Origin of the sequence: Aeromonas sp. QDB56 (assembly GCF_027705505.1) — a bacterium.
GTDB lineage: Bacteria > Pseudomonadota > Gammaproteobacteria > Enterobacterales > Aeromonadaceae > Aeromonas > Aeromonas caviae.
This window is the reverse complement of sequence record NZ_JAPDBZ010000054.1, coordinates 1-24,352: the sequence shown is the minus strand read 5'-3', so window position 1 is coordinate 24,352 and position 24,352 is coordinate 1. Positions and strand designations below refer to the sequence as shown.

Here is a 24,352-nt window from a genome sequence, read left to right as displayed (position 1 = left end):
TTAAAGAGCGACGCAGCTTTTGGCTGCTGCGGGAGTGGCATTCTACTCAACCGCCTTCTCGAGTCAAGCCTTATTTTTACAGGCTTTTCGAGGCTATCGACTCAGGCTTTGCGTTGCCGCTTGCACTGTCGATGGAGGCGCATTATAGGGAGCGAATTCGTTCTGGCAACCCCTCCCATGCAATAAAATTGCAAAAATCGGCACTTTTTTAGTTATTCATGTCCAAGCACAGCTTTTATACAGGCTTATCCACAGGAGAAGCCCTCAACGGCACTACAGCAGCCACACGCCATCACTCACGGCCTGCTTAATACGTCAGATGGACAATGACATTGCCCTACTCTGGGCTATGTAACACGAACCGCTGTCGTTCAGGTAGAGATAAAGACTTAATATAGAGACTATTGAAAAATCATCGCTCACTTACAAAGTAAGGCAGTAGAGGCAGTAGAGGCAGTAGAGGCAGTAGAGGCAGTAGAGGCAGTAGAGGCAGTAGAGGCAGTAGAGGCAGTAGAGGCAGTAGAGGCAGTAGAGGCAGTAGAGGCAGTAGAGGCAGTAGAGGCAGTAGAGGCAGTAGAGGCAGTAGAGGCAGTATCAGAATCCACCAAAAGAAAAGCCGGGACAAGCCCGGCTTTTTCTTTTATCACTCAGCAGCTGCTTCAGCAGCGGCCGGGCGGTCTACCAGCTCAATGTAAGCCATAGGAGCGTTGTCGCCAGCACGGAAACCGCATTTCAGAATGCGAGTATAACCGCCGGCGCGCTCCAGGTAGCGCGGGCCCAGTTCATTGAACAGCTTAGCCACGATCGCGTTATCGCGAGTACGGGCAAATGCCAGGCGACGATTAGCAACGCTATCAGTCTTGGCAAGGGTGATCAGCGGTTCAACTACACGACGCAGCTCTTTTGCCTTAGGCAGAGTCGTCTTGATGATCTCATGACGAACCAGGGAGCTGGCCATGTTGCGGAACATAGCCTGACGATGGCTGCTGTTCCGGTTCAGTTGACGACCACTCAAACGATGGCGCATGACCTTATCCTTCTAACTAAATCTGTGAAACCCGTAATCTGGATTACTCGTCAGCGATGCTGGCGGGCGGCCAGTTCTCAAGGCGCATGCCAAGAGACAGACCACGGGAGGCCAACACGTCCTTGATCTCAGTCAGGGACTTCTTACCGAGGTTAGGAGTCTTAAGCAACTCAACTTCGGTACGCTGTACCAGATCACCAATATAGTGGATAGCTTCTGCCTTCAGACAGTTCGCTGAACGAACTGTCAGCTCCAAATCATCGACAGGACGCAGCAGAATCGGATCAAACTCGGGTTTCTCTTCTTTCTTCTCGGGCACGCTGACATCGCGCAGATCCACGAAGGCTTCCAGTTGCTCTGCCAGAATAGTGGCTGAACGACGGATGGCTTCTTCCGGTTCCAGAGTACCATTGGTCTCCATGTCGATAACCAGCTTGTCCAAGTCGGTGCGCTGTTCCACACGTGCCGCCTCGACATTGTAGGCGATGCGAACGATGGGGCTGAACGCGGAGTCCAGCAGCAGGCGACCGATAGGACGCTCTTCATCATCGTTGTGAACACGAGCAGAAGCAGGCACATAACCACGACCGCGCTGAACTTTCAGGCGCATGCTGATCTCAGCATTTGCACCAGTCAGGTGGCAGATTACGTGCTCCGGGTTTACGATCTCGACTTCATCACCGTGAGTGATATCACCAGCGGTAACGGGGCCTGTTCCAGACTTGGTCAGGGACAGAGTTACCTCGTCCTTGCCTTCCAGCTTCACAGCGATACCTTTCAGGTTGAGCAGGATTTCAAGAATGTCTTCCTGTACACCTTCTTTGCTGCTGTACTCGTGCAGTACTCCGTCGATCTCGACTTCAGTAACCGCACAACCGGGCATAGATGACAGCAAAATACGACGCAGGGCATTGCCCAGCGTGTGGCCAAAGCCACGCTCAAGCGGCTCGAGAGTCACTTTCGCGTGAGTCGGGCTAACTTGCTCGATGTCAACTAGCCGCGGTTTAAGAAAATCTGTTACAGAACCCAGCATTGTGTCCTCTCTTTAGAAGCTAGCTTTACTTGGAGTAAAGCTCGACGATCAGCTGTTCGTTAATGTCGGCAGACAGGTCGGAACGCTCCGGCAGGCGCTTGAAGGCACCTTCCATCTTAGCAGCGTCAACCTCTACCCAAGTCGGCTTCTCGCGCTGACCAGCAACTTCCAGGGAAGCTTTGATACGCGCTTGCTTCTTAGCCTTCTCGCGAACGCAGATCACGTCCTCAGGGGATACCTGGAAAGAAGGAACATTCACAACGCGGCCGTTTACCATGATGGCTTTGTGGCTCACCAGCTGACGAGATTCAGCACGAGTGGCGCCGAAGCCCATGCGGTAGACGACGTTGTCCAGACGACCTTCCAGCAGCTGCAACAGGTTTTCACCGGTGTTACCCTTTTGACGGGCAGCGTCGCGGTAGTAGTTGCGGAACTGTTTTTCCAATACGCCGTAGATACGACGTACTTTTTGTTTCTCGCGCAGTTGCACACCGTAGTCGGACAGACGCGCTTTACGCGCACCGTGTTGACCAGGAACGGTGTCAATCTTGCACTTAGAATCAATCGCACGAACACCAGACTTCAGGAAGAGGTCGGTGCCCTCACGACGGCTAAGCTTAAGCTTAGGACCGATATATCTTGCCATCTTCTTTCTCCAACAATCCTAGACCAAGTAGCTACAGCGTTACACGCGGCGCTTCTTGGGAGGACGACAACCGTTGTGCGGGATCGGAGTCACATCAGTAATGTTAGTGATGCGGAAACCAGCCGCGTTCAGAGCGCGGATGGAAGACTCACGACCGGGACCCGGACCTTTGACCATGACTTCCAGGTTCTTCACGCCGTATTCTTTGGCGATCTCACCAGCACGCTCAGCAGCTACCTGGGCAGCAAACGGAGTGGACTTACGGGAACCACGGAAACCGGAACCACCAGAGGTAGCCCAAGACAGAGCATTGCCCTGACGGTCAGTAATGGTCACGATTGTGTTGTTGAAAGATGCATGAACGTGCGCAATACCGTCGCTCACTTGCTTTTTAACGCGCTTGCGAGCACGAGTCGGAGTTTTAGCCATTTTCTACCTTCCCGTTACTTCTTGATAGCCTTGCGCGGACCCTTACGGGTACGAGCGTTGGTCTTGGTACGTTGACCACGAACAGGCAGGCTACGACGGTGACGCAAACCACGGTAGCAACCCAGATCCATCAATCGCTTGATGTTCATGGAAATCTGACGACGCAGGTCACCTTCAACGGTGAATTTACCTACTTGTTCACGCAGACTCTCGATCTGAGCTTCGTCCAGGTCTTTAATTTTCACATTCTCAGCGATACCGGCTGCGGCACAGATGGCCTTGGAGCGGGTACGACCGACGCCATAAATAGCAGTCAACGCAATGACTGCATGTTTATGGTCAGGAATGTTAATGCCAGCGATACGGGCCACTATTCACTCCTACATATAGTAGATAACGACCACCACAAAGCCCGTGAGCGGATACGTGGCGGTCAACCAATACACAACAAAAGTTGGCTGGCTATATTAGCCAGCACAACTATTTGTTGCAAGTACTAACCGTAAAAAATTAGCCTTGGCGCTGTTTATGCTTTGGCTCGCTGCAAATCACACGCACCACACCGTGACGCTTGATGATTTTGCAGTTACGGCAGATTGCCTTAACGGAAGCACGAACTTTCATTGCTTAACTCCGTAACTACGCCGACCTTTAGCGGCCGTAGCCCTTCAGGTTGGCCTTCCTCAGGACGTCGCCATATTGATGAGACATCATATGGGTCTGAACCTGAGCCATGAAGTCCATGATAACTACCACGATAATCAGCAGCGAGGTGCCACCGAAGTAGAACTGTACGTTCCAGGCAGTCATCAGGAACTGGGGTACCAGACAGATAAAGGTAATATAGAGCGCACCTGCCAATGTCAGGCGAGTCATAACCTTATCGATGTAACGTGCTGTCTGCTCGCCCGGGCGGATCCCCGGGATAAAGGCTCCACTCTTCTTCAGGTTATCTGCTGTCTCGCGGGGGTTGAACACCAGCGCGGTATAGAAGAAGCAGAAGAAGATAATGGCTGCTGCATAGAGCATCTCGTACAAGGGCTGACCCGGCTGCAGGACCATAGAGACCTGTTGCAGGATGTCAGCGATCTTGCCCTCTCCCTGACCAAACCAGGAGGTAATGGTACCCGGGAAGAGGATGATGCTGGATGCGAAAATCGCAGGAATCACACCGGCCATATTCACTTTCAACGGCAGGTGTGTGCTTTGCGCAGCGAATACCTGGCGGCCTTGTTGACGCTTGGCATAGTTAACGACGATACGACGCTGACCACGCTCCACGAACACCACAAAGTAAGTCACAGCGAAAACAATCAAGCCCAGCAACAACAACAGCAGGATGTGCAATTCCCCTTGACGTGCCTGTTCGGCCGTAGCGCCAATGGCATGAGGCAGACCGGCGACGATACCTGTGAAGATAATCAACGAGATACCATTACCAATCCCACGCTCGGTAATCTGTTCACCCAACCACATCAAGAACATGGTACCGGTGACCAGACTCACAACGGCTGTGAAATAGAAGCCCAAACCCGGATGAGTCACGAGTCCTTGCATCATATTCGGCAGACCGGTTGCAATACCAATGGCCTGGAACGTTCCCAAAACCAGCGTGCCCCAACGGGTATATTGGCTAATCTTGCGACGGCCGGATTCACCCTCTTTCTTGAGTTCAGCAAGAGCAGGATGAACCACAGTCAGCAACTGAATAATGATCGACGCCGAAATATACGGCATGATCCCCAGTGCAAGAATAGAAGCACGCGAGAGTGCACCACCACTGAACATGTTGAACATCTCAATGATGGTGCCCTTCTGTTGTTGGAACAACTCGGCCAGTACGGCGGCGTCAATACCAGGGATCGGCACATAAGAGCCTGCACGGAACACGATAATTGCCCCGAGAACGAAGAGCAGACGGCTCTTCAGTTCGCTCAGACCACCTTGTGCTTTAACATCCAATCCTGGTTTCTTAGCCATTGTACTGATTATTCCTCGATTTTACCGCCAGCGGCCTCGATGGCTGCACGTGCACCCTTGGTGACGGACAGACCACGAACGGTCACAGCACGGTCAATGTTGCCAGACAGAACAACTTTAGCGAACACGATGTTTTTGGTAATAACACCGGCTTGCTTCAGAGTGCTCACGTCGACCACATCACCTTCTACCAGGGCGATTTCGTTCAGGCGCACTTCGGCAGAAACCAAAGATTTGCGAGAGAAGAAACCGAACTTCGGCAGACGGATTTTCAAAGGCATCTGGCCGCCTTCGAAACCGTTGCGGACCTTGCCGCCACCGGAACGAGAGGTTTGACCTTTAACACCACGACCACCGGTCTTGCCCAGACCAGAACCGATACCACGGCCCGGACGGTGCTTGACGCGTTTGGAGCCAGCGGCCGGAGACAGAGTATTCAGACGCATGCTTAGCCCTCCACCTTAACCATGTAATAAACCTGGTTGATCATGCCGCGTACGCAGGGAGTATCTTCCAGCTCAACGGTGTGACCAATGCGACGCAGACCCAGACCACGCAGAGTCGCCTTGTGCTTTGGCAGACGGCCGATAGAGCTGCGAGTTTGAGTTACTTTTACAGTGTTAGCCATGTCGCATTACCCCAGAATTTCTTCAACGCGCAGACCACGCTTGGCCGCGATCTGTTCCGGTGATTGACCGTGAACCAGAGCGTCGACAGTTGCGCGAACAACGTTGATTGGGTTGGTGGAACCGTAGGTCTTGGCCAGCACGTTGTGGATACCAGCAACTTCCAGTACGGCACGCATGGCGCCGCCTGCAATGATACCAGTACCTTGGGAGGCCGGCTTCATGAACACGGTGGAACCAGAGTGAACGCCACGCACCGGGTGGTGCAGGGTGCCGTTGTTCAGCTCAACCTTGTTCAGGTTACGCTTAGCCTGTTCCATCGCCTTTTGAATGGCGGCCGGAACTTCACGGGCCTTACCGTAACCGTAACCTACACGGCCGTTACCATCACCCACCACGGTCAACGCGGTGAAGGACATGATACGACCACCTTTAACAGTTTTCGAAACACGGTTTACTGCAATGAGCTTTTCTTGCAGTTCGCCGGCTTGAGATTCGACTTTAGCCATCTTCGACTCCTAGCTTAGAACTGAAGACCAGCGTCACGAGCAGCGGTAGCCAGAGCGGCTACACGACCGTGATACTTGAAACCGGAACGATCGAAAGATACGTTCTGAACGCCTTTGGCAATAGCACGCTCAGCGATAGCCTTACCTACAGCGGTAGCAGCATCTGCGTTACCGGTGTATTTCAGAGCTTCACTGATGGCTTTCTCTACTGTGGAAGCAGAGGCCAGAACTTCGGAACCGTTGGCTGCAATAACCTGCGCATAGATATGACGCGGGGTACGGTGAACAACCAGACGGGTAGCTCCCAGTTCCTGCATCTTTTTCCGAGCACGAGTAGCACGACGGAGACGAGCTGCTTTCTTGTCCATAGTGTTACCTTACTTCTTCTTAGCTTCTTTAGTACGCACTTGCTCGTTGGCATAGCGTACACCCTTGCCCTTGTAGGGCTCCGGAGCGCGGTAAGCACGGATATCGGCGGCGACTTGGCCAACCAGCTGCTTGTCCACACCACGCAGAACGATCTCGGTGGCGGACGGACATTCAGCGGTGACACCAGCCGGCAGCGCATGCTCTACCGGGTGAGAGAAGCCCAGTGCCAGCGCAACAGCATTGCCCTTGATGGAGGCTTTGTAACCTACACCAACCAGCTGCAGCTTGCGCTCGAAGCCTTGGGTAACACCGACTACCATGTTGTTGACCAATGCACGGGCAGTACCGGCCTGAGCGTCAGCACCAGCGATGCCGTCGCGCGGGGCGAACTTCAGTACATTGTCTTCTTTGGTCACTTCTACACCGGCGTGGATGGAACGAACCAGGGAACCCTTGCCACCTTTGATGGACAGTTCTTGGCCGTTCAGAGTCACCTCTACGCCAGCAGGAATAGTGACGGGTGCCTTAGCAACGCGAGACATTTCCGACCTCCTATTAAGCGACGTAGCAGATGATCTCACCACCCATGCTTGCCTTGCGGGCAGCACGGTCGGTCATCACACCTTTAGACGTGGACACGATAGCAACACCGAGACCGCCCATGACTTTCGGCAGATCAGTAGTGCGCTTGTAAATACGCAGGCCGGGACGGCTCACGCGTTGGATCAGTTCTACAACCGGCTTGCCCTGGAAATATTTCAGTTCGATTTCCAGTTCCGGTTTCACGTCACCAGCTACGTTGTAGCCAGCGATGTAACCTTCTTCTTTCAGCACTTTGGCGATAGCCACTTTCAGCTTGGAAGAAGGCATGGAAACCGCAACTTTGCTCGCCGCCTGACCGTTACGGATGCGGGTCAGCATATCCGCGATCGGATCTTGCATGCTCATAGTCTAACTCCCGAGATTCTTACCAAGAGGCCTTTTTGAGGCCCGGAATTTCGCCCTTCATGGCATGCTCACGCACCTTGATGCGAGAGAGGCCAAACTTCCGCAGGAAACCGTGCGGACGACCAGTGATGTTGCAACGGTTACGCTGGCGGGACGGACTGGAATCACGGGGCAGCTGTTGCAGTTGCAAGACAGCATCCCAACGCGCTTCTTCAGAAGCGTTCATATCAACGATGATAGCTTTCAGCTCGGTACGCTTGGTCGCGAACTTGGCTGCCAGCTTCGCACGCTTTGCTTCACGTGCTTTCATGGATGTTTTAGCCATAACCCTAACCTTACTTGCGGAATGGGAAGTTAAAGGCAGCCAGCAGAGCACGGCCTTCTTCGTCGGTATTCGCGGAAGTGGTGATGGTGATATCCAGACCACGGACGCGATCGACCTTGTCATAGTCGATTTCCGGGAAGATGATTTGCTCACGCACGCCCATGGAGTAGTTACCACGGCCATCGAACGCCTTGGCGTTCAGACCACGGAAGTCACGGATACGCGGTACGGAGATGCAAATCAGCCGTTCCAGGAACTCCCACATACGCTCGCCACGCAGGGTTACTTTACAACCTATCGGGTAGCCTTCACGAATCTTGAAGCCCGCAACAGATTTGCGTGCTTTGGTGATCAGCGGTTTCTGACCGGAAATGGCAGCCATATCGGCAGCAGCATTTTCCAGCAACTTCTTGTCAGAGATCGCTTCACCAACACCCATGTTCAGGGTGATTTTCTCGATCCGAGGGACTTGCATGATAGTCTTGTAACCGAACTGCTTGGACAGTTCATTTACTACATCGGATTTGTAGTAATCATGCAGTTTCGCCATCGTTAAACTCCAATTACTTCACAAGTTCGCCGGTGGATTTGAAGAAACGGACTTTCTTGCCGTCTTCAATCCGGAAACCAACGCGGTCAGCCTTGCCAGTGGCAGAGTTGAACAGCGCGACGTTAGATACATCGATGGGGGCTTCTTTGGTGACGATGCCGCCAGCCTGACCCAGTGCGGGTACCGGCTTTTGGTGTTTCTTCACCTGGTTGATGCCTTCCACGATTACCTTACCTTTTGCAATCAGGACTTGAGTGACTTTGCCACGCTTGCCCTTGTCTTTGCCGGTAAGAACAATTACTTCGTCTTCGCGACGGATTTTAGCTGCCATCGTTCGACTCCTTACAGTACTTCGGGTGCCAGGGACACAATCTTCATGAACTTCTCGTTACGGAGTTCACGGGTCACCGGGCCAAAAATACGAGTACCGATTGGCTGTTGGTTGTTGTTAAGCAACACAGCCGCATTGTTGTCGAAACGGATGACAGAGCCGTCCGGACGACGAACGCCTTTACGGGTGCGTACGACCACCGCGTTATACACATCACCTTTCTTCACTTTACCGCGAGGAATGGCTTCCTTGATGGAAACCTTGATGATGTCGCCGATGCCGGCATAACGGCGGTGCGAACCACCCAGAACCTTAATACACATTACACTGCGAGCGCCGGAGTTGTCGGCAACACCCAGCATACTTTGCATCTGGATCATCTTAGTGCTCCGCTTTGTTTACTTCTTATCCCTGATGGGATCTGGCTGCCTTCAAAAGGCGCGAAACTATAACACAGCTATTTTTGAAAAGGTAGCCTAAAAAACAAACGGCCCGATGGGGGGCCGTTTGGGCTAAAAAGTACCGAATTAGGCCTTTTCTACGACAGCAACCAGGGTCCAGGACTTGGTCTTGGACAACGGGCGGCACTCGCGGATTTCCACGAGATCGCCAGCCTTGCACTCGTTGTTCTCGTCATGCACGTGCAGCTTGGTAGTGCGCTTGATGATCTTACCGTAGATCGGGTGCTTTACCTTGCGCTCGATAGCGACGGTGATGGACTTGTCCATCTTGTCGCTAATTACACGACCTTGCAGAGTACGGATCTTGTCAGTCATTACGCACCTGCCTTCTCAGTCAGTACAGTCTTGATACGTGCGACGTCACGACGCACTTGTTTCAGAGTGTGAGTCTGAGCCAGCTGGCCGGTGGAAGCTTGCATGCGCATGTTGAATTGCTCACGCAGCAGACCCAGCAGCTCCTGGTTCAGTTCTTCGACGCTCTTTTGACGCAGATCTTGGGCTTTCATCACATCACCGTCTTAATTACGAAAGTGGTCTGAACAGACAGCTTAGCTGCGGCCAGGGCAAACGCTTCACGCGCCAGAGCCTCAGGTACACCATCCATCTCGTACAGAACCTTGCCAGGCTGGATCGGGCAAACCCAGTATTCCACGTTACCCTTACCTTTACCCATACGAACTTCGAGGGGCTTTTCGGTGATGGGCTTGTCCGGGAACACACGGATCCAGATCTTGCCTTGACGCTTAACGTGACGGGTCATGGCACGACGGGCTGCTTCGATTTGACGAGCAGTCAGTTGACCACGAGATGTCGCCTTCAGGCCAAAGGTACCGAAGGATACTTCGTTACCGGCATTGGCCAGACCGCGGTTACGACCCTTGTGGGTCTTGCGGAATTTAGTACGCTTAGGTTGCAACATTTACCGAATCTCCTTACTTGGCAGCGCGGCGCTTGTTGTCACGCTTGGGCTTCGCAGGAGCCTGCTCTTGAGCAGCGGCAGCATTGACTGCAGCCAGACCGCCCAGAACTTCGCCCTTGAAGATCCAAACTTTAACGCCGATCACACCGTAAGTGGTGTGGGCTTCAGAAGTTGCGTAGTCGATGTCGGCGCGCAGGGTGTGCAGGGGCACACGACCTTCACGGTACCATTCGGTACGCGCGATTTCAGCTCCGCCCAGACGACCGGAAACTTCCACTTTGATGCCCTTGGCACCCAGGCGCATGGCGTTCTGTACGGCGCGCTTCATAGCACGACGGAACATTACACGACGCTCCAGCTGGGAAGTGATGCTGTCGGCAACCAGTTTGCCATCCAGCTCCGGCTTGCGGACTTCGGAAATGTTGATCTGAGCAGGCACGCCAGCGATTGCGGCTACAGCTTTGCGCAGTTTTTCAACGTCTTCGCCTTTCTTGCCGATCACGACACCCGGACGAGCTGTGTGAATGGTCACACGAATGCTCTTGGCCGGACGCTCGATAGTGATCTTGGACAAGGAAGCGTTTTTCAGCTCCTTGGTCAGGAACTGGCGTACTTGGAAATCGCTGTACAGGTTGTCAGCGAAGTCTTTGGTGTTCGCGAACCAGGTAGAATTCCAAGGCTTGGTAATACCCAGGCGAATGCCATTAGGATGTACTTTCTGACCCATTGCTTATCTCCCAGCCTTAGCGTCGGATACCACTACAGTGATGTGAGCGGTACGCTTGAGGATACGATCCGCGCGACCTTTGGCACGCGGGCGGATGCGCTTCATGGAGGGACCTTCGTCTACCATGATGGTGGCAACACGCAGGGTGTCGATATCGGCACCTTCGTTGTGCTCAGCGTTGGCAATGGCAGATTCCAGCACTTTCTTCACCAGAACAGCAGCCTTTTTCGGGCTGAAGGTCAGGATGTTCAGAGCCTTGTCTACGGACAGACCACGTACTTGATCGGCTACCAGACGAGCTTTCTGGGCAGAAGTACGGGCATAACGGTGTTTAGCGATAGCTTCCATCATTTATCCCTTAGCGCTTCTTAGCCTTCTTATCAGCAGCATGGCCGCGATAAGTACGAGTCGGTGCGAATTCACCCAGTTTGTGACCGATCATTTCTTCGGTAACGAAAACCGGAACGTGCTGACGACCATTATGGACAGCGATGGTCAAACCGATCATGTTCGGGATGATCATTGAACGACGGGACCAGGTCTTAACCGGCTTTTTATCCCCGCTTTCCACCGCTTTCTCTACCTTCTTCAGCAAGTGCAGGTCGATAAATGGACCCTTCTTGAGAGAACGTGGCATGGTGATTCCTCTATGTTAACAATTACTTGTTACGACGACGTACGATGTACTTGTCGGTACGCTTGTTCTTACGGGTCTTGAAGCCCTTAGCCTTCTGGCCCCATGGGGACACAGGCTGCATGCCCTTGTTACGACCCTCACCACCACCGTGCGGGTGATCAACCGGGTTCATCGCCATACCGCGAACGGTCGGACGAATACCACGCCAGCGGTTAGCACCGGCTTTACCCAGTTGACGCAGCATGTGCTCGGAGTTACCCACTTCACCGATGGTAGCGCGGCACTCGGCCAGAACTTTACGTACTTCGCCGGAACGCAGACGCAGAGTTACATAGTTACCTTCACGAGCCAGGATCTGGATGAAAGTACCAGCGGAACGAGCCAGCTGGGCACCTTTACCAGGTTTCATCTCAACGGCGTGAACGGTAGAACCGACCGGGATGTTGCGCATCGGCAGGGTGTTACCTACCTTGATGGCAGCATCAGCACCAGAGGCGATTGCATCACCAGCTTTCAGGCCTTTCGGAGCCAGGATGTAACGACGCTCACCGTCTGCATACAGCACCAGGGCGATGTTTGCGGTACGGTTGGGATCGTATTCCAGACGCTCAACTTTGGCCGGAATGCCGTCTTTGTCGCGCTTGAAGTCGATCAGACGGTAGTGTTGCTTGTGACCACCACCGATGTGACGTGTGGTGATACGACCGTTGTTGTTACGGCCACCGGACTTGCTTTTGCTGTCCAGCAGAGCGGCGAAGGGCTTGCCCTTGTACAGCTCTTGGTTGACGATCTTGACGACGTGGCGGCGGCCCGGAGAAGTAGGCTTGCACTTAACGATTGCCATTTTTCAGAACTCCTCTTACTCGGCTGCGCCCATGAAGTCGATGTCCTGACCAGCTTTCAGGGTCACATAAGCCTTTTTCCAATCGGAACGACGGCCTACGCGTGCACCTGCGCGCTTGGTCTTACCCTTCATGTTCAGGGTACGGACGGTCTCAACTTCGACCTCGAACAGTTTCGCAACTGCAGCTTTGACTTCCGCCTTGGTGGCATCAACAGCAACTTTGAACACGATAGTGTTCTGCTTTTCTGCGACCATGGTGCTCTTTTCAGAGATGTGCGGAGCCTTCAGAACTTTCAGCAGACGCTCTTCACGGATCATGCCAGCATCTCCTCGATTTGCTTAACTGCGTCAGCAGTCATCAGAACCTTGTCGAAAGCGATCAGGCTGACCGGGTCGATACCGGCAACGTCACGCACGTCAACTTTGTACAGGTTACGAGCAGCCAGGAACAGGTTCTCATCGACTTCAGCAGTCACGATCAGAACGTCAGTCAGTTCCATTTCTTTCAGCTTGGCGATCAGTTCTTTGGTCTTCGGCGCTTCGATGCCGAACTTCTCAACAACGATCAGGCGCTCTTGACGTACCAGCTCGGACAGGATGCTACGGATAGCGCCGCGGTACATCTTCTTGTTTACTTTCTGGCTGTGATCTTGCGGCTTAGCAGCAAAGGTCACACCACCGGAACGCCAGATGGGCGAACGGATGGAGCCAGCACGGGCACGACCAGTACCCTTCTGACGCCACGGCTTTTTGCCGCCACCAGACACTTCAGAGCGAGTCAGCTGCGCACGAGTACCCTGACGGGCACCAGCGGCATATGCAACGACAACCTGGTGAACCAGAGCTTCGTTGAATTCGCGCCCGAAGGTAGTCTCGGAAACTTCAAGAGCGCTCTTGGCGTCTTTCATTACCAATTCCATTACTATCTCCTCAGACGTTACGCTTTGACGGCAGGTTTGACGATCACGTTGCCGTTGGTTGCACCCGGTACTGCGCCTTTGATGAGCAGCAGGTTGCGTTCAGCGTCAACACGAACCAGTTCCAGGTTCTGAGTCGTTACACGCTCAGCACCCATGTGACCAGCCATCTTCTTGCCCTTGAATACACGGCCCGGGGTCTGGTTTTGACCGATGGAGCCAGGTACACGGTGGGACAGGGAGTTACCGTGGGTCATATCCTGGGTACGGAAGTTCCAGCGCTTAACAGTACCGGCAAAACCTTTACCCTTGGATGTGCCGGTAACGTCTACCAGCTTAACGTCAGCGAGAAGATCTACTTTCAGCTCGCTACCAACAGTGAAAGTTTCACCGTTGTTCAGGCGGAATTCCCACAGACCGCGACCGGCTTCTACACCAGCTTTGGCGAAGTGGCCAGCTTCCGGCTTGGTTACGCGGCTGGCTTTCTTGGCGCCAGTGGTAACCTGAATAGCGTTGTAGCCGTCGGTTTCTACAGATTTGACCTGAGTTACACGGTTAGCTTCAACTTCGATAACAGTCACCGGGATAGAAACGCCATCTTCAGTGAAGATGCGAGTCATACCCACTTTGCGACCTACAAGACCGATTGTCATTGTTATCAACCTCTTTCCGTAATTAACCCAGGCTGATCTGGACGTCTACACCAGCTGCCAGATCCAGACGCATCAGAGCGTCTACGGTCTTGTCAGTCGGTTCAACGATGTCTACCAGACGCTTGTGAGTGCGGATCTCGTACTGATCACGCGCGTCTTTGTTGACGTGCGGGGAGATCAGAACGGTGAAACGCTCTTTGCGAGTCGGCAGCGGGATAGGACCGCGAACCTGCGCGCCAGTGCGCTTAGCAGTTTCAACGATTTCCGCAGTGGATTGATCGATCAGGCGATGATCAAAAGCCTTCAGGCGGATACGGATTCTTTGGTTCTGCATTGACAGAGCTCCAATAGATAAAAGAACATAAATCAACACCGCCCGACCGAGACTACTCCCGCCAGAGGTGTGATTTTTCACGTTTCCTCCCATATCGGGAGGACTGTATGGCTGGCAACTCGTAAACGGGAAGCTCAGCAAGCAGACATATCGTCTGGCTGCCTCATGGGCAAGCGGAGGGGATTATACGGATTTTTTCCACTCACGCAAGTGAAGGCGGACAGATTGTGCGCAATGTTGTGTGGCAGATGGATCTCCAGGCGATCAAATCATCGCCCTCGGCGAGACGGTAACGACAATGTTGCAAACAGGCTGATAGACTGCGCCCTCGCCCCAGTTTGCGGAACGCATCCCATGCTCAAGAATCAGAAGAAAGCCTACCAGTACGGGCTCTGTGCCGTCGCCCTCTGGTCCACGGTGGCCAGCGCCTTCAAGATCTCCCTCGCCTACTTTGAACCGGTACAGCTGCTGCTGGTCGCGGCCTGCACCTCGACCCTGACCCTGGGGTGCATCGTGGCCTGTCAGGGCAAACTGCCGCTACTGCTCGACTACATCAAGAGTCGCCCCCTCTACTACCTCGCTCTCGGGGTCCTGAACCCCTTTCTCTATTACCTGCTGCTGTTCAAGGCATATGATCTGCTGCCCGCCCAGCAGGCGCAGACTCTCAACTACACCTGGGCCATCACCCTCAGCCTGCTGGCCGTTCCCTTCCTCGGTCAAAAGCTGCGCCGCCGCGATGGCGTCGCCATCGTGCTCGGCTATTTCGGCGCCCTGGTGATCGCCACCAGGGGGGACGTGTTCGGTCTGCAGTTCGACAGCCCCCTCGGTGTCACGATGGCGCTGGTGTCGACCCTGATCTGGGCCGGTTACTGGATCCTCAACACCCGCAATCAGGGGGATCCCGTCGTCAGCCTACTGCTCGGCTTCCTCATCAGCCTGCCCTTCATCATCGTGGCGACCTGGTTGCTCTCGGACTTTGCCATGACCGCCTGGCAGGGATGGGCTGGCGCCATCTATGTGGGGCTGTTCGAGATGGGTTTTGGCTTCGTGCTCTGGCTGATGGCCCTGCGCCACGCCACCAACACAGCCCCCATCAGTAACCTCATCTTCATCTCGCCGTTTGCCTCTCTGGTGCTGCTCAACCTGTTGATCGGCGAAACCATTCACCCGGCAACCCCCATCGGGTTGGCTCTCATCGTCGCCGCCCTGCTTATCCAGCAACTCAAATATGGCAAGCGCTACCGCAAGGTGAGCGACCCCCACGCCTGACAGACAAAAGGGCGCATCTCTCGATACGCCCTGCTTTCAATCCATCCACTCTAGCGGCTGGTTCTTGGGTAGCCGGATCTCCACCTGCAAGCCCCCCAGTTCGGAGCGCCCCAACCTGATGGTGCCGTGATGCTGGGAGACTATCTTGGCAACGATGGCCAACCCCAGCCCGCTGCCTCCACCGGTGCGCGCCACATTGCCCTGGGTGAAGGGCTTGAGCACCCGGGAGTAGTCCTCTTCTGCGATCCCCGGGCCATTGTCGGAGAGTCGCAGCCGCACCCAGTGGCCATCATCCCTGAGCTCGGCCTGCAACCGGGTCGCGCCATAGCGCAGGGAGTTGCCCGACAGATTGTTGAGGATACGGCGAATGCTGATGGGATGGCAGGCCACACGCACCGCCTCCTCCGGCAGGAGCAGCTCCACTTCCAGTCCCTGATCGGTCTGCATCAGCAACGCATCGTGAATGAGCTGGGTCAGGTCGACGGGCCGGGCATCGAGCCCCTCGTTCGGGCGAATGTAGTCGATGAACTGATCAATGATACCGTTCGACTCATCGATGTCCGCATTGATGCTCTCCTTGAGGTACTCATCCCCCGAGGACATCATCTCGGTCGCGAGACGAATGCGGGTGAGAGGGGTGCGCAAATCGTGGGATACCCCGGCCATCATCAGGTTGCGCTCCTCGATCAGCCCTTTGATGGAGCTCGACATGTGGTTGAAGGTGCGGGTCAGGCGGCGCACCTCCCGCGAGCCCTGCTCCCCCAGGGCATCGGGAAAGTTGCCGCGCGCCACCGCCACGGCCCCCGCTTCCAGATCCTCCAGCGGTCGCACCAGCTGACGGGCAAAACGCCAGGCTGCAAACAGGGTCACCACCAGCAAGACGCTCATATAGAGGATGAGCGGTTCAATGTCGTCATCTTCAATTTCAGTCAGGGGAATGCGCACCCACATCTGGCTGGCCTGGGGAGGCTGGATCCAGATGATGTAGTGATCCTGGATTTCAACTCTGACCCTGGTATCCCCTTTCAATTCGCGGCTGATGCTCTGCTCCAGATAGGGGTAGGGCTTGGAATCATTCAGCCCGTGCTGCTCCGCCTCGCTCTGGGTATAGATGTCGCTGCCAGTGGTCACATAGACCAGCGCCTCGGCATCTTCACTGAGCGCCAGCTGGTTGTTGTCCACCGGAAAGATGAGCTTGACCTGGTTTGCCAGCAGGTGGCTGATCTGCTTGACGGTCGGCGCCAGCAGGTAGTTGTAGAAGGTAACGTAGGAGACGACTTGATAGACCACCAGCACGGCAGCCAGAAACCAGAGCATGCGGGAGAACATGCTGCCCACTTTCTTCATGCGTTCTCACCGTCCGGTACGAACACATACCCCAGACCCCAGACGGTCTGCAGATAGCGAGGCTGGGCCGGGTCCTGTTCCAGCAGGCGGCGCAGGCGGGAGACCTGCACATCAATGCTGCGCTCGGTGGCCGTGTACTCGCGACCACGGGCCAGGTTCATCAGCTTGTCACGGGAGAGCGGTTCGCGAGGATGACTCACCAGCACCTTGAGCACGGCGAACTCCCCGCTGGTCAGGGCAACCGGTTCGCCATCACGGCTCAGTTCACGGGTCGCCAGATTGAGCTGGTAGGCCCCAAAACTCACCATCTTCTCCGCCGCGGAAGGGGCGCCGGGCAGCTCCACGGTATGGCGGCGCAGCACGGCGCGGATCCGGGCCAGCAGCTCACGGGGGTTGAACGGCTTGGGCAGATAATCGTCGGCCCCCATCTCCAGACCGACGATGCGATCCACTTCGTCCCCCTTGGCGGTGAGCATCAAGACAGGGATCTGGTTGCCGGCCTCGCGCAGGCGGCGGCAGATGGAGAGGCCGTCTTCCCCCGGCAGCATCAGATCAAGCACCATCAGGCTGAAGTTTTCACGCGTCAGCAGGCGATCGGCCTGCTCCCCGTTGGCGACACCTCGCACTACAAACCCCTGCTCGGTGAGGTAGCGCTCCAGCAAGGAACGCAGTTTCAGATCGTCGTCCACCACCAGGACCTTGTATTGCTGACTCATTGCCACCTCTCTTTTCTGTCTCCCCTCATACTAGAGCCGCCCCCTGCAACCACAAAGCATAAATATGTTACCGGTTATTGCCCTCATTCGGCCCCGGAGCCGGGAAGGATGGATGGCCAGCTCTGCTTTTTGCTCGACAGCGCGGCGACAATGACTAAGATCCCGAGCAACCGGATGCAATTGGCGAGGGAGTGATAACTCCATGAAAACCAAACTCATTACCCGTGAAGGCTACACCAGGCTCCGGCAGGAGCACGACATGCTCTGGCGGGAGGAGAGGCCCGATGTCACCAAAAAAGTGGCCTGGGCGGCGAGCCTGGGTGATCGCAGCGAGAATGCCGATTACCAGTACAACAAGAAACGCCTGCGGGAGATCGACCGCCGGGTTCGCTACCTGCGCAAGTGCCTGGAAGAGCTGACCATAGTCGACTACTCCCCCTCCCAGGAGGGCAAGGTCTTCTTCGGCGCCTGGGTCGAGGTGGAAAACGACGAGGGTGAGACCAAGCGCTTTCGCATTGTCGGCTATGACGAGATCTTCGGCCGCAAGGATTACATCTCCATCGACTCCCCCATGGCCCGTGCCCTGCTCAAGAAAGAGGTGGGCGATGAAGCCATGGTTCAAACGCCAGTGGGTGACGCCTGCTGGTACATCAATGAGATCAGCTATCCCAAATAAGCCAGGCCTAGCCTCACTGCCAAATCGGCTGACAAGGCCAGGAGAGACCGAGCATGTCCGCCCACCGGGTATGAGAAACGTCATTTCTGCCGGGGTGGCATCCCGCTGCCCGACCCCATATAGTGCTCACACTCGGCGCCTTGCGGCGCCAACCGGCCCGCGCGGCAGTGGCCTGGCAGGTATCTAAAGTATCGCCAGGACAGACCCCCTGTTCGGCGACATAGCCCCACGCTGGCCAGTTAGACAGGACCCGACCAAGAGACCCTCGATGCAAAGCCACGTAATAGAACATCAGATCGCCGGTGAGCTGAATGCCCGCCCGGAACAGGTGCAGGCAGCCGTTCGCCTGCTGGACGAAGGCGCGACCGTTCCCTTCATCGCCCGTTACCGCAAAGAGGTGACCGGCGGTCTGGACGACAGCCAGCTGCGTACCCTGGAGAGCCGCCTCGGCTACCTGCGTGAACTGGCGGATCGCCGCCAGGTGATCCTGCGCTCCATCGAAGAGCAGGGCAGACTGACCCCCGAGCTGGCCCGCGAGCTGAACGACGCCGACAGCAAGACCCGGCTAGAAGACCTCTACCTCCCCTACAAGCCCAAGCGGCGCACCAAGGGGCAGATGGCCATCGAGGCGGGGTTGGAGCCACTGGCGGATTTGCTGCTGGGTGACCCCATGAAGGATCCCGAGCAAGAGGCGGTTCGCTTCCTCAATGCCGAGCAGGGGATCACCGACGGCAAGGCCGCCCTCGACGGTGCCCGTTACATCCTGATGGAGCGCTTCGCCGAGCAGGCCGATCTCCTTGAGAAGTTGCGGGACTACCTGTGGCAGAACTCCACCCTGCGTGCCCGCGTGGTGGCCGGCAAGGAGCAGGAAGGGGCCAAGTTCAAGGACTACTTCGAACACGATGAGCCCCTGCACAAGGCCCCCTCCCACCGGGTGCTGGCCATGTTGCGCGGCCGCAACGAGGGGATCCTCAACCTGGCGCTGGTTACCGGCGAGGATGAGGGTACCAGCCCCTGCGAAGGGATCATTGCCCATCACCTCAGACTCAACCTGCAACACCGCCCGGCCGACAAGTGGCTGCAGGGGGTGGTGAGCTGGACCTGGAAGATCAAGCTCTCCTTGCAGATGGAAACCGAGCTGATCGGCCGCATCCGCGAGTCAGCAGAGGAGGAAGCGATCAAGGTGTTCGCCATGAACCTCAAGGATCTGCTGATGGCGGCACCGGCTGGCATGCGCTGCACCATGGGGCTGGATCCCGGCATCCGCACCGGGGTCAAGGTGGCGGTGGTGGATGCCACCGGCAAGCTGGTCGATACCGCGACCATCTATCCGTTCGAACCCAAGCGTCATGTGGATCAGAGCCTCAAGACCCTGAACGAGCTGTGCCAGAAGCACAAGGTCGAGCTCATCAGCATCGGCAACGGCACCGCATCCCGGGAAACCGACCGCCTGGTGAGCGATCTGTTCGAGCGCTACCCGGCCACCAAGGCGCAGAAAATCGTGGTCAGTGAAGCGGGGGCATCGGTCTACTCCGCCTCCGAGCTCGCCTCCCAGGAATTCCCGGATCTCGACGTCTCCATTCGTGGCGCTGTCTCCATCGCCCGCCGTCTCCAGGATCCCCTGGCAGAGCTGGTCAAGATCGATCCCAAGAGCATAGGTGTGGGCCAGTACCAGCACGACGTCGGCCAGAGCCAGCTGGCCCGCCGCCTCGACGCGGTGGTCGAGGATTGCGTGAACGCGGTGGGGGTGGATGTGAATACCGCCTCGGTCGCCCTGCTCAACCGGGTTTCCGGCCTCTCCCAGACCCTGGCCCAGAACATCGTCGCCTACCGCGACGAGAACGGCGCCTTCCAGCATCGTCAGCAGCTGCTGAAAGTAAGCCGACTCGGGCCCAAGGCATTCGAGCAGTGCGCCGGCTTCCTGCGCATTCGGGGCGGCAGCAACCCGCTGGACGGCTCGGCGGTGCACCCGGAATCCTACCCGGTGGTGGAGCGGATCCTCGCCAAGCTGGAGCAGACCGTGGACAGCCTGCTCGGCAACAGCAGCCTGCTGCGCACCCTCAAGCCCACCGACTACACCGACGAGCAGTTCGGGGTGCCTACCGTCACCGACATCATCGGCGAACTGGACAAGCCTGGCCGCGACCCGCGTCCCGAGTTCAAGACCGCCACCTTCAAGGAAGGGGTGGAGAAAATCAGCGATCTGGTGCCCGAGATGGTGCTGGAGGGTGTGGTCACCAACGTCACCAACTTCGGCGCCTTCGTCGACATCGGCGTCCATCAGGACGGGCTGGTGCACATTTCTTCCCTCACCGATCGCTTCGTCAAGGATCCCCGCGAGGTGGTCAAGGCCGGTGACATCGTCCGGGTCAAGGTGCTGGAAGTCGACGTACCGCGCAAACGCATCAGTCTGACCATGCGTCTGGATGAAAAAGCCGGCCAGCCTGCACGCAAACCGGCCGAGCCGCGTCACACCGGCAACGCCCGACCGAAACAGGCGCCCCGTCAGAGCGCTCCGACCGAGGGTGCCATGGGCAACGCCTTCGCGGCTGCCCTGTCGAAACTGAAGAAATAAGCCCCCAGAATGCAAAAAAGCCCCGAAAGGGGCTTTTTCATGCCTGCACGGAGCGGGATCAAACGTCCTGACTCAGGCTATGCGGGGAGGCTGGCCTCACCGCTTGCTGATAGTGCCTGGCAATCACCTGGTTTCGATTGTCCATATAAGCACCGAGCGGGCCTGTGGTTTCCTGCCTGAGGGTCATCAGATCCTTGCGGGCCTGTGCCTCCTTGCCAGAGGCGGCACGGGCCACACTCATGTCTTGTGATGATGGTTCATCGGGAGCCAGTGCGGCGGCACGCACCTGCTGCATCTTGGCGATGGTCGCGGCGGGATCCCCGGGAATGGTCCCCATGTCGATGACCACCTCCCCCCCGGTGGCATAACGCTTGCCATCCGGCCCACGGGAAAACTGGTAGGTAGGGCTCCCCGCATGCTCGCCGCCGGCTGCCTGGTGAGCCTGCTCATGCTTGCGAACTTCGAGATCCCGTTCGACCAGCGCAGCCACCTGACGCTGCTGCTGCTTTTGCTGCTCCTGCTGTTCACCCTCCTGACGTTGTCGACGCTCCCCCTCCTCCCCCGTTGCCTCGACAAAACGGTGCGCCACCATCACGGGGCCGGTCTGGCCGTTCTCTTTCGTGGACGAGGATGGGGTGGCGGGATTGGCCTGGGCGGCCCGGGATCTCTCTTTCTGGGAACCGACACCGGACTCGGCGTTGGACGCTTCGCTCTGGCGGCTGGAGGGCACCAGTTCTGCACGGCGGTTGTCAGTCTGCGCCGATTCCGTCTGCGGCTGCAGTTGATTCGGAATGATGGTCGGCAGACTGACGTTGATGTTCATGTCACACCCGGATATCGATCAGGGTGCCCAGCATGTCGCTGGCCGTCTGGATCACCTTGGCGGATGCCCCGGCATGCAGCTCGGCCACCTTGAGATTCACCAGTTCATCCGGCAACTGCACCTGATCACCCGCTGGCGTATTGAGACGGGCGATCTGGCTGGACGCCTGGCCCGCTAACTGCTCGGCCCGTTGGAACCCCTGCACGCCCGCCGTCATGGCTGATTCGATACGCATTGGCACACTCCTCTGTAGGGTTGGCTAATTATCCATCAACCTGACGAGTTATTGAAGCCTGCCGCTCAAATCTCAGTCAATGAACTGCCGCAGGAGGGTGATGAACTGCTCTGGATGGGAGATGAAGGGGGCATGGGATGCCTTCTCCAGCACCAGACTGTGGCTGGCAGGGTAACGCGCATCCAGCAAGGGAATGGCGGCCTTCGGCACCAGGGTATCCAGCCTGCCGTAAAGACGCAGCCAGGGCAGATCCAGGCCGATCAGTTCATCCCGCAGATCGACCTCGGCCAGCAGGCCCAGACCAGCCTCCAAGGCCGCAAGCCGGGGAGCGGGTCGCTCCGCCAGCCAGTGACGCAACTGGCGAATGTCGTTTCTGGCGTGCTCGCTGCCCATGGCCTGGATCGCGAGGAAGCGCTCTATGGTCTGCATGAAGTCGCCGGCCAGCATCTGGTTGAACCCTGCCAGCACCTTGGGGGCAATCCCGGGCCACTCGTCGCGGGCCATGAAGCAGGGAGAGCTGGCTACGGTAATGATAGAGTGAAGGCGTTCAGGCATGGTCAGCGCCAACTGACTCGCCACCAGACCACCGAGGGACCAGCCGAGCAGATGGCATTTTTCAGGCAATATGGCCGCCACCTGCTCTGCCAGCCAGGGCAGGGTGTAGTCTGTCCCTGCTTGCAGGGGGCTGTTGCCAAAGCCGGGCAGGTCCACCAGATGCAGCCGATAGTGGGCAGCCAGTTCTTGGGCAATACCGTGCCAGACGGCCCCGTTCATGCCCCAGCCATGCAACAACACCAGGTCCGGGCCCTGGCCAAACCGCTCAACCGATACGCTCATCTAGACTCAAGATCCCTGTTTATCTGCTTGGAGCCTGCATGTTAAAGCGGCTGCTCGCCAAAGCAAGTCCGATCCTTGGCACCCAGTCCGACTGGCTCGGTCTGTGCCTGCTCTGTCGCCAGCCCTGTGACGAGACGCCCTTGTTGTGCTCCTGGTGCCGCCACGCCCAGCGCCAACACGACAGACGATGCCTGATGTGTGCAGCACCGCTGCCGGAGCAACATCGCGAGAGCGAACTGCTGTGCGGACGCTGCCAGCGCAGACCCGCCCCCTGGGAGCGTTTGCAGGTGATCGGCGATTATCAGGCACCTTATGCCCAACTCATCCCCCGGCTGAAGTATTCCGGTCAGATCCTGCTCGCGCCGCTGCTTGCCAGCCTGCTGGCAGACCATCTGGATCTCGCCAACCCACCGCAGGTCATCATTCCGGTTCCCCTGCACTGGTGGCGCCAGTGGTGGCGCGGCTTCAATCAGGCAGAAGAAATCGGCCATGCCCTGAGCGCACTCACCGGCATTCCTTGCGACACCCGCGTACTGCGCCGGACAAGGTCGACCCCGCAACAGACCCGGCTCAGTGCCGGCCAGCGGCGACGCAATCTGCGAGGCGCCTTCGAAATGGCACCTCACCACTACCGGCATGTGGCACTGCTCGATGATGTGGTCACCACGGGCGCCACCGCAGGTCAGCTCACCCGGTTGCTTCATGAGCACGGCGTCACTACGGTAGAGGTGTGGGCCATCTGCCGTACCCTCCGACACCTGAAATAACCGGGCAGGGATCCGGCCCGGGAGTCCGCTGGCGGCATGATTCCGATACGCCCGGGCTCACAGGCTCGCCATCGGCACGCTACCCAAGCCCCGCCAAGCGAGTTATCATGAATACCCTAGTCGTACACTCAGGTTTATGAGGATAGTGATGATCAGCATTTCCGACACCGCCCAGGCCCACTTCCGCAAGTTGCTGGAGAAGCAGCCTGATGGCACCAACATCCGGGTGTTTGTGGTCAATCCGGGAACCCAGAATGCCGAGTGCGGCGTATCCTATTGCCCACCCGACGCGGTCGATCCGGAAGATCAGCACCTGCCGTTCAGCGGCTTCGACTGCCTGGTCGATCCCCTGAGCGCCCCCTTCCTGGTGGATGCCACCATCGACTTCGTCACCGATCAGATGGGCTCTCAGCTCACCCTGAAGGCACCCAACGCCAAGATGCGCAAGGTGGCCGACGACGCCCCGCTGATCGACCGCATCGAGTACGTGTTGATGTCCGAGGTGAACCCCATGCTGGCCGGTCACGGCGGCAAGGTCACCCTGGTCGAGCTGACCGACGACAAACTGGCCATCCTGCAGTTTGGCGGCGGTTGCAACGGTTGCTCCATGGTCGACTACACCCTGAAAGAGGGGATCGAGAAGCAGCTGCTGGAGAAATTCCCGGGCGAGCTCAACGGCGTCAAGGATGCCACCGAGCACCAGCGCGGCGACCACTCCTACTACTGATTTGCCCCCTTGCGGCAAAGAAAAGGCCCCGCCAGCTGGCGCAATGCTGTTCAGATAAGCACTTTTTTGACTGATTATTCATAAATTGGATTTGAGTTGAGGGGGCAAGGCTGTG

At 56.9% G+C, this 24,352-nt stretch carries 39 protein-coding genes; 6 read left to right on the top strand and 33 right to left on the bottom strand.

All coding sequences use genetic code 11. The annotated features are described in order from the left end of the window. The coding region (locus OKB81_RS10710; protein ID WP_270698076.1) for a hypothetical protein at nt 1-212 on the top strand (212 nt) is incomplete at its 5' end. A gap of 431 nt (nt 213-643) precedes the next feature. Here the strand turns inward: OKB81_RS10710 and rplQ are convergent. From rplQ to rpsJ, 28 genes are all read right to left on the bottom strand, one after another. After that, nucleotides 644-1,027: a 50S ribosomal protein L17 gene (gene rplQ, locus OKB81_RS10705; RefSeq protein ID WP_005307999.1), complete on the bottom strand. Its 384-nt coding sequence runs from the start codon at nt 1,025-1,027 to the stop codon at nt 644-646. A gap of 43 nt (nt 1,028-1,070) precedes the next feature. Beyond that, the gene (locus OKB81_RS10700) at nt 1,071-2,060 is read right to left on the bottom strand and encodes a DNA-directed RNA polymerase subunit alpha (RefSeq protein ID WP_160838491.1); all 990 of its coding nucleotides are present in this window, start codon (nt 2,058-2,060) and stop codon (nt 1,071-1,073) included. Between the two features lie 25 nt (nt 2,061-2,085). After that, nucleotides 2,086-2,706, bottom strand: coding sequence for a 30S ribosomal protein S4 (rpsD, locus tag OKB81_RS10695; RefSeq protein ID WP_010672568.1), 621 nt, complete (start codon nt 2,704-2,706; stop codon nt 2,086-2,088). A 39-nt stretch (nt 2,707-2,745) separates the two neighbouring features. Beyond that, nucleotides 2,746-3,135, bottom strand: a complete 390-nt coding sequence (gene rpsK / locus OKB81_RS10690; RefSeq protein ID WP_005319702.1) for a 30S ribosomal protein S11 — start codon at nt 3,133-3,135, stop codon at nt 2,746-2,748. A gap of 14 nt (nt 3,136-3,149) precedes the next feature. Continuing rightward, nucleotides 3,150-3,506 (bottom strand): 30S ribosomal protein S13, encoded by a 357-nt coding sequence (rpsM, locus tag OKB81_RS10685; protein ID WP_005307991.1) that lies wholly within the window; start codon nt 3,504-3,506, stop codon nt 3,150-3,152. A 139-nt stretch (nt 3,507-3,645) separates the two neighbouring features. Next, nucleotides 3,646-3,759 (bottom strand): 50S ribosomal protein L36, encoded by a 114-nt coding sequence (rpmJ, locus tag OKB81_RS10680; protein WP_005319705.1) that lies wholly within the window; start codon nt 3,757-3,759, stop codon nt 3,646-3,648. A gap of 27 nt (nt 3,760-3,786) precedes the next feature. After that, nucleotides 3,787-5,115, bottom strand: coding sequence for a preprotein translocase subunit SecY (gene secY / locus OKB81_RS10675; RefSeq protein WP_010672567.1), 1,329 nt, complete (start codon nt 5,113-5,115; stop codon nt 3,787-3,789). 8 nt (nt 5,116-5,123) lie between these two features. Continuing rightward, nucleotides 5,124-5,561 carry a 50S ribosomal protein L15 gene (rplO, locus tag OKB81_RS10670; RefSeq protein ID WP_005307987.1) on the bottom strand — a complete coding sequence of 146 codons (438 nt, stop codon included), beginning with the start codon at nt 5,559-5,561 and terminating at the stop codon, nt 5,124-5,126. A gap of 2 nt (nt 5,562-5,563) precedes the next feature. Beyond that, nucleotides 5,564-5,743 (bottom strand): 50S ribosomal protein L30, encoded by a 180-nt coding sequence (rpmD, locus tag OKB81_RS10665; RefSeq protein WP_005307985.1) that lies wholly within the window; start codon nt 5,741-5,743, stop codon nt 5,564-5,566. A gap of 6 nt (nt 5,744-5,749) precedes the next feature. Beyond that, nucleotides 5,750-6,250, bottom strand: a complete 501-nt coding sequence (gene rpsE, locus OKB81_RS10660; RefSeq protein ID WP_005340605.1) for a 30S ribosomal protein S5 — start codon at nt 6,248-6,250, stop codon at nt 5,750-5,752. Between the two features lie 14 nt (nt 6,251-6,264). Then, nucleotides 6,265-6,618, bottom strand: coding sequence for a 50S ribosomal protein L18 (gene rplR, locus OKB81_RS10655; RefSeq protein ID WP_041212181.1), 354 nt, complete (start codon nt 6,616-6,618; stop codon nt 6,265-6,267). Nucleotides 6,619-6,627: 9 nt separating this feature from the next. Continuing rightward, nucleotides 6,628-7,161, bottom strand: a complete 534-nt coding sequence (gene rplF / locus OKB81_RS10650) for a 50S ribosomal protein L6 (RefSeq protein ID WP_010672565.1) — start codon at nt 7,159-7,161, stop codon at nt 6,628-6,630. A 13-nt stretch (nt 7,162-7,174) separates the two neighbouring features. After that, nucleotides 7,175-7,567: a 30S ribosomal protein S8 gene (rpsH, locus tag OKB81_RS10645; protein ID WP_010672564.1), complete on the bottom strand. Its 393-nt coding sequence runs from the start codon at nt 7,565-7,567 to the stop codon at nt 7,175-7,177. A gap of 19 nt (nt 7,568-7,586) precedes the next feature. Continuing rightward, nucleotides 7,587-7,892, bottom strand: a complete 306-nt coding sequence (gene rpsN, locus OKB81_RS10640) for a 30S ribosomal protein S14 (RefSeq protein ID WP_005331161.1) — start codon at nt 7,890-7,892, stop codon at nt 7,587-7,589. 10 nt (nt 7,893-7,902) lie between these two features. Continuing rightward, the gene (rplE, locus tag OKB81_RS10635) at nt 7,903-8,442 is read right to left on the bottom strand and encodes a 50S ribosomal protein L5 (protein ID WP_005331162.1); all 540 of its coding nucleotides are present in this window, start codon (nt 8,440-8,442) and stop codon (nt 7,903-7,905) included. A gap of 13 nt (nt 8,443-8,455) precedes the next feature. Beyond that, the gene (rplX, locus tag OKB81_RS10630; RefSeq protein WP_005307977.1) at nt 8,456-8,773 is read right to left on the bottom strand and encodes a 50S ribosomal protein L24; all 318 of its coding nucleotides are present in this window, start codon (nt 8,771-8,773) and stop codon (nt 8,456-8,458) included. Between the two features lie 11 nt (nt 8,774-8,784). Continuing rightward, a complete protein-coding gene (gene rplN, locus OKB81_RS10625) occupies nt 8,785-9,153 on the bottom strand; it encodes a 50S ribosomal protein L14 (RefSeq protein WP_005307975.1) in 369 nt (122 codons plus the stop codon). Between the two features lie 147 nt (nt 9,154-9,300). Continuing rightward, on the bottom strand, nt 9,301-9,549 hold the full coding sequence (gene rpsQ / locus OKB81_RS10620; protein ID WP_005307966.1) for a 30S ribosomal protein S17: 249 nt from the start codon (nt 9,547-9,549) through the stop codon (nt 9,301-9,303). Then, nucleotides 9,549-9,740, bottom strand: coding sequence for a 50S ribosomal protein L29 (gene rpmC / locus OKB81_RS10615; RefSeq protein ID WP_005307965.1), 192 nt, complete (start codon nt 9,738-9,740; stop codon nt 9,549-9,551). The genes rpsQ and rpmC overlap by 1 nt, the downstream gene beginning before the upstream one ends. Then, the gene (gene rplP / locus OKB81_RS10610) at nt 9,740-10,153 is read right to left on the bottom strand and encodes a 50S ribosomal protein L16 (RefSeq protein ID WP_010672562.1); all 414 of its coding nucleotides are present in this window, start codon (nt 10,151-10,153) and stop codon (nt 9,740-9,742) included. Before rplP ends, rpmC begins: the two co-directional genes overlap by 1 nt. A gap of 13 nt (nt 10,154-10,166) precedes the next feature. Next, nucleotides 10,167-10,880, bottom strand: a complete 714-nt coding sequence (rpsC, locus tag OKB81_RS10605) for a 30S ribosomal protein S3 (protein WP_005331168.1) — start codon at nt 10,878-10,880, stop codon at nt 10,167-10,169. A gap of 3 nt (nt 10,881-10,883) precedes the next feature. After that, nucleotides 10,884-11,228: a 50S ribosomal protein L22 gene (gene rplV, locus OKB81_RS10600; protein WP_010672561.1), complete on the bottom strand. Its 345-nt coding sequence runs from the start codon at nt 11,226-11,228 to the stop codon at nt 10,884-10,886. Between the two features lie 10 nt (nt 11,229-11,238). Then, on the bottom strand, nt 11,239-11,517 hold the full coding sequence (gene rpsS / locus OKB81_RS10595) for a 30S ribosomal protein S19 (RefSeq protein ID WP_005307960.1): 279 nt from the start codon (nt 11,515-11,517) through the stop codon (nt 11,239-11,241). 22 nt (nt 11,518-11,539) lie between these two features. Then, nucleotides 11,540-12,361: a 50S ribosomal protein L2 gene (gene rplB, locus OKB81_RS10590; RefSeq protein WP_010672560.1), complete on the bottom strand. Its 822-nt coding sequence runs from the start codon at nt 12,359-12,361 to the stop codon at nt 11,540-11,542. 15 nt (nt 12,362-12,376) lie between these two features. Beyond that, the gene (gene rplW, locus OKB81_RS10585; protein ID WP_005307955.1) at nt 12,377-12,679 is read right to left on the bottom strand and encodes a 50S ribosomal protein L23; all 303 of its coding nucleotides are present in this window, start codon (nt 12,677-12,679) and stop codon (nt 12,377-12,379) included. Continuing rightward, on the bottom strand, nt 12,676-13,281 hold the full coding sequence (gene rplD / locus OKB81_RS10580) for a 50S ribosomal protein L4 (protein WP_005340616.1): 606 nt from the start codon (nt 13,279-13,281) through the stop codon (nt 12,676-12,678). The genes rplW and rplD overlap by 4 nt, the downstream gene beginning before the upstream one ends. A gap of 17 nt (nt 13,282-13,298) precedes the next feature. Then, nucleotides 13,299-13,931: a 50S ribosomal protein L3 gene (gene rplC / locus OKB81_RS10575; protein WP_010672559.1), complete on the bottom strand. Its 633-nt coding sequence runs from the start codon at nt 13,929-13,931 to the stop codon at nt 13,299-13,301. 22 nt (nt 13,932-13,953) lie between these two features. Then, nucleotides 13,954-14,265 carry a 30S ribosomal protein S10 gene (rpsJ, locus tag OKB81_RS10570; protein WP_005307944.1) on the bottom strand — a complete coding sequence of 104 codons (312 nt, stop codon included), beginning with the start codon at nt 14,263-14,265 and terminating at the stop codon, nt 13,954-13,956. A 354-nt stretch (nt 14,266-14,619) separates the two neighbouring features. Here rpsJ and OKB81_RS10565 point away from each other — a divergent pair, with 354 nt between their 5' ends. Then, nucleotides 14,620-15,534 (top strand): DMT family transporter, encoded by a 915-nt coding sequence (locus OKB81_RS10565; RefSeq protein ID WP_160838489.1) that lies wholly within the window; start codon nt 14,620-14,622, stop codon nt 15,532-15,534. 36 nt (nt 15,535-15,570) lie between these two features. Here the strand turns inward: OKB81_RS10565 and envZ are convergent, their stop codons facing one another. Next, on the bottom strand, nt 15,571-16,881 hold the full coding sequence (gene envZ / locus OKB81_RS10560; protein WP_010672557.1) for a two-component system sensor histidine kinase EnvZ: 1,311 nt from the start codon (nt 16,879-16,881) through the stop codon (nt 15,571-15,573). Next, nucleotides 16,878-17,597: an osmolarity response regulator transcription factor OmpR gene (ompR, locus tag OKB81_RS10555; protein ID WP_010672556.1), complete on the bottom strand. Its 720-nt coding sequence runs from the start codon at nt 17,595-17,597 to the stop codon at nt 16,878-16,880. Before ompR ends, envZ begins: the two co-directional genes overlap by 4 nt. Nucleotides 17,598-17,799: 202 nt before the next feature. On the opposite strand from ompR, the gene greB reads away from it, so the two are divergent. Next, nucleotides 17,800-18,273, top strand: a complete 474-nt coding sequence (gene greB, locus OKB81_RS10550; RefSeq protein WP_039039492.1) for a transcription elongation factor GreB — start codon at nt 17,800-17,802, stop codon at nt 18,271-18,273. A gap of 268 nt (nt 18,274-18,541) precedes the next feature. Then, entirely contained in the window at nt 18,542-20,848 is a 2,307-nt protein-coding gene (locus OKB81_RS10545) for a Tex family protein (RefSeq protein ID WP_160837868.1), read from the top strand. 58 nt (nt 20,849-20,906) lie between these two features. Here the strand turns inward: OKB81_RS10545 and OKB81_RS10540 are convergent, their stop codons facing one another. From OKB81_RS10540 to bioH, 3 genes are all read right to left on the bottom strand, one after another. Then, nucleotides 20,907-21,671, bottom strand: a complete 765-nt coding sequence (locus OKB81_RS10540; RefSeq protein ID WP_160837866.1) for a putative metalloprotease CJM1_0395 family protein — start codon at nt 21,669-21,671, stop codon at nt 20,907-20,909. Between the two features lies 1 nt (nt 21,672). Beyond that, nucleotides 21,673-21,906 (bottom strand): hypothetical protein, encoded by a 234-nt coding sequence (locus OKB81_RS10535; RefSeq protein ID WP_010672552.1) that lies wholly within the window; start codon nt 21,904-21,906, stop codon nt 21,673-21,675. Nucleotides 21,907-21,978: 72 nt separating this feature from the next. Then, complete coding sequence (gene bioH, locus OKB81_RS10530; RefSeq protein ID WP_270805237.1) at nt 21,979-22,743, bottom strand: pimeloyl-ACP methyl ester esterase BioH; 765 nt, start codon at nt 22,741-22,743, stop codon at nt 21,979-21,981. 38 nt (nt 22,744-22,781) lie between these two features. On the opposite strand from bioH, the gene OKB81_RS10525 reads away from it, so the two are divergent. Next, nucleotides 22,782-23,510, top strand: coding sequence for a ComF family protein (locus tag OKB81_RS10525; RefSeq protein WP_160837864.1), 729 nt, complete (start codon nt 22,782-22,784; stop codon nt 23,508-23,510). Between the two features lie 148 nt (nt 23,511-23,658). Next, nucleotides 23,659-24,237 carry a Fe-S biogenesis protein NfuA gene (gene nfuA / locus OKB81_RS10520; RefSeq protein WP_010672549.1) on the top strand — a complete coding sequence of 193 codons (579 nt, stop codon included), beginning with the start codon at nt 23,659-23,661 and terminating at the stop codon, nt 24,235-24,237. Nucleotides 24,238-24,352 lie beyond the last annotated feature (115 nt).

Bases quoted from the DNA above. Each gene is read 5' to 3' on its own strand.
- rplC (WP_010672559.1), bottom strand. From the start codon at position 13,931: ATGACAATCGGTCTTGTAGGTCGCAAAGTGGGTATGACTCGCATCTTC.
- OKB81_RS10565 (WP_160838489.1), top strand. From the start codon at position 14,620: ATGCTCAAGAATCAGAAGAAAGCCTACCAGTACGGGCTCTGTGCCGTC.
- rplR (WP_041212181.1), bottom strand. From the start codon at position 6,618: ATGGACAAGAAAGCAGCTCGTCTCCGTCGTGCTACTCGTGCTCGGAAA.
- rpsC (WP_005331168.1), bottom strand. From the start codon at position 10,880: ATGGGTCAGAAAGTACATCCTAATGGCATTCGCCTGGGTATTACCAAG.
- rplP (WP_010672562.1), bottom strand. From the start codon at position 10,153: ATGTTGCAACCTAAGCGTACTAAATTCCGCAAGACCCACAAGGGTCGT.
- OKB81_RS10540 (WP_160837866.1), bottom strand. From the start codon at position 21,671: ATGAACATCAACGTCAGTCTGCCGACCATCATTCCGAATCAACTGCAG.
- OKB81_RS10700 (WP_160838491.1), bottom strand. From the start codon at position 2,060: ATGCTGGGTTCTGTAACAGATTTTCTTAAACCGCGGCTAGTTGACATC.
- rpsH (WP_010672564.1), bottom strand. From the start codon at position 7,567: ATGAGCATGCAAGATCCGATCGCGGATATGCTGACCCGCATCCGTAAC.
- rplQ (WP_005307999.1), bottom strand. From the start codon at position 1,027: ATGCGCCATCGTTTGAGTGGTCGTCAACTGAACCGGAACAGCAGCCAT.
- rplO (WP_005307987.1), bottom strand. From the start codon at position 5,561: ATGCGTCTGAATACTCTGTCTCCGGCCGCTGGCTCCAAACGCGTCAAG.
- rpsS (WP_005307960.1), bottom strand. From the start codon at position 11,517: ATGCCACGTTCTCTCAAGAAGGGTCCATTTATCGACCTGCACTTGCTG.
- rpmC (WP_005307965.1), bottom strand. From the start codon at position 9,740: ATGAAAGCCCAAGATCTGCGTCAAAAGAGCGTCGAAGAACTGAACCAG.
- rpsQ (WP_005307966.1), bottom strand. From the start codon at position 9,549: ATGACTGACAAGATCCGTACTCTGCAAGGTCGTGTAATTAGCGACAAG.
- nfuA (WP_010672549.1), top strand. From the start codon at position 23,659: ATGATCAGCATTTCCGACACCGCCCAGGCCCACTTCCGCAAGTTGCTG.
- greB (WP_039039492.1), top strand. From the start codon at position 17,800: ATGAAAACCAAACTCATTACCCGTGAAGGCTACACCAGGCTCCGGCAG.
- rplE (WP_005331162.1), bottom strand. From the start codon at position 8,442: ATGGCGAAACTGCATGATTACTACAAATCCGATGTAGTAAATGAACTG.
- bioH (WP_270805237.1), bottom strand. From the start codon at position 22,743: ATGAGCGTATCGGTTGAGCGGTTTGGCCAGGGCCCGGACCTGGTGTTG.
- rpsD (WP_010672568.1), bottom strand. From the start codon at position 2,706: ATGGCAAGATATATCGGTCCTAAGCTTAAGCTTAGCCGTCGTGAGGGC.
- rpsK (WP_005319702.1), bottom strand. From the start codon at position 3,135: ATGGCTAAAACTCCGACTCGTGCTCGCAAGCGCGTTAAAAAGCAAGTG.
- rplF (WP_010672565.1), bottom strand. From the start codon at position 7,161: ATGTCTCGCGTTGCTAAGGCACCCGTCACTATTCCTGCTGGCGTAGAG.
- ompR (WP_010672556.1), bottom strand. From the start codon at position 17,597: ATGAGTCAGCAATACAAGGTCCTGGTGGTGGACGACGATCTGAAACTG.
- rpmJ (WP_005319705.1), bottom strand. From the start codon at position 3,759: ATGAAAGTTCGTGCTTCCGTTAAGGCAATCTGCCGTAACTGCAAAATC.
- envZ (WP_010672557.1), bottom strand. From the start codon at position 16,881: ATGAAGAAAGTGGGCAGCATGTTCTCCCGCATGCTCTGGTTTCTGGCT.
- rpsE (WP_005340605.1), bottom strand. From the start codon at position 6,250: ATGGCTAAAGTCGAATCTCAAGCCGGCGAACTGCAAGAAAAGCTCATT.
- rplB (WP_010672560.1), bottom strand. From the start codon at position 12,361: ATGGCAATCGTTAAGTGCAAGCCTACTTCTCCGGGCCGCCGCCACGTC.
- OKB81_RS10535 (WP_010672552.1), bottom strand. From the start codon at position 21,906: ATGCGTATCGAATCAGCCATGACGGCGGGCGTGCAGGGGTTCCAACGG.
- OKB81_RS10545 (WP_160837868.1), top strand. From the start codon at position 18,542: ATGCAAAGCCACGTAATAGAACATCAGATCGCCGGTGAGCTGAATGCC.
- rplW (WP_005307955.1), bottom strand. From the start codon at position 12,679: ATGATCCGTGAAGAGCGTCTGCTGAAAGTTCTGAAGGCTCCGCACATC.
- rpmD (WP_005307985.1), bottom strand. From the start codon at position 5,743: ATGGCTAACACTGTAAAAGTAACTCAAACTCGCAGCTCTATCGGCCGT.
- rplX (WP_005307977.1), bottom strand. From the start codon at position 8,773: ATGGCAGCTAAAATCCGTCGCGAAGACGAAGTAATTGTTCTTACCGGC.
- OKB81_RS10525 (WP_160837864.1), top strand. From the start codon at position 22,782: ATGTTAAAGCGGCTGCTCGCCAAAGCAAGTCCGATCCTTGGCACCCAG.
- rpsJ (WP_005307944.1), bottom strand. From the start codon at position 14,265: ATGCAGAACCAAAGAATCCGTATCCGCCTGAAGGCTTTTGATCATCGC.
- rplD (WP_005340616.1), bottom strand. From the start codon at position 13,281: ATGGAATTGGTAATGAAAGACGCCAAGAGCGCTCTTGAAGTTTCCGAG.
- rpsN (WP_005331161.1), bottom strand. From the start codon at position 7,892: ATGGCTAAAACATCCATGAAAGCACGTGAAGCAAAGCGTGCGAAGCTG.
- rplV (WP_010672561.1), bottom strand. From the start codon at position 11,228: ATGGAAGCTATCGCTAAACACCGTTATGCCCGTACTTCTGCCCAGAAA.
- rplN (WP_005307975.1), bottom strand. From the start codon at position 9,153: ATGATCCAGATGCAAAGTATGCTGGGTGTTGCCGACAACTCCGGCGCT.
- secY (WP_010672567.1), bottom strand. From the start codon at position 5,115: ATGGCTAAGAAACCAGGATTGGATGTTAAAGCACAAGGTGGTCTGAGC.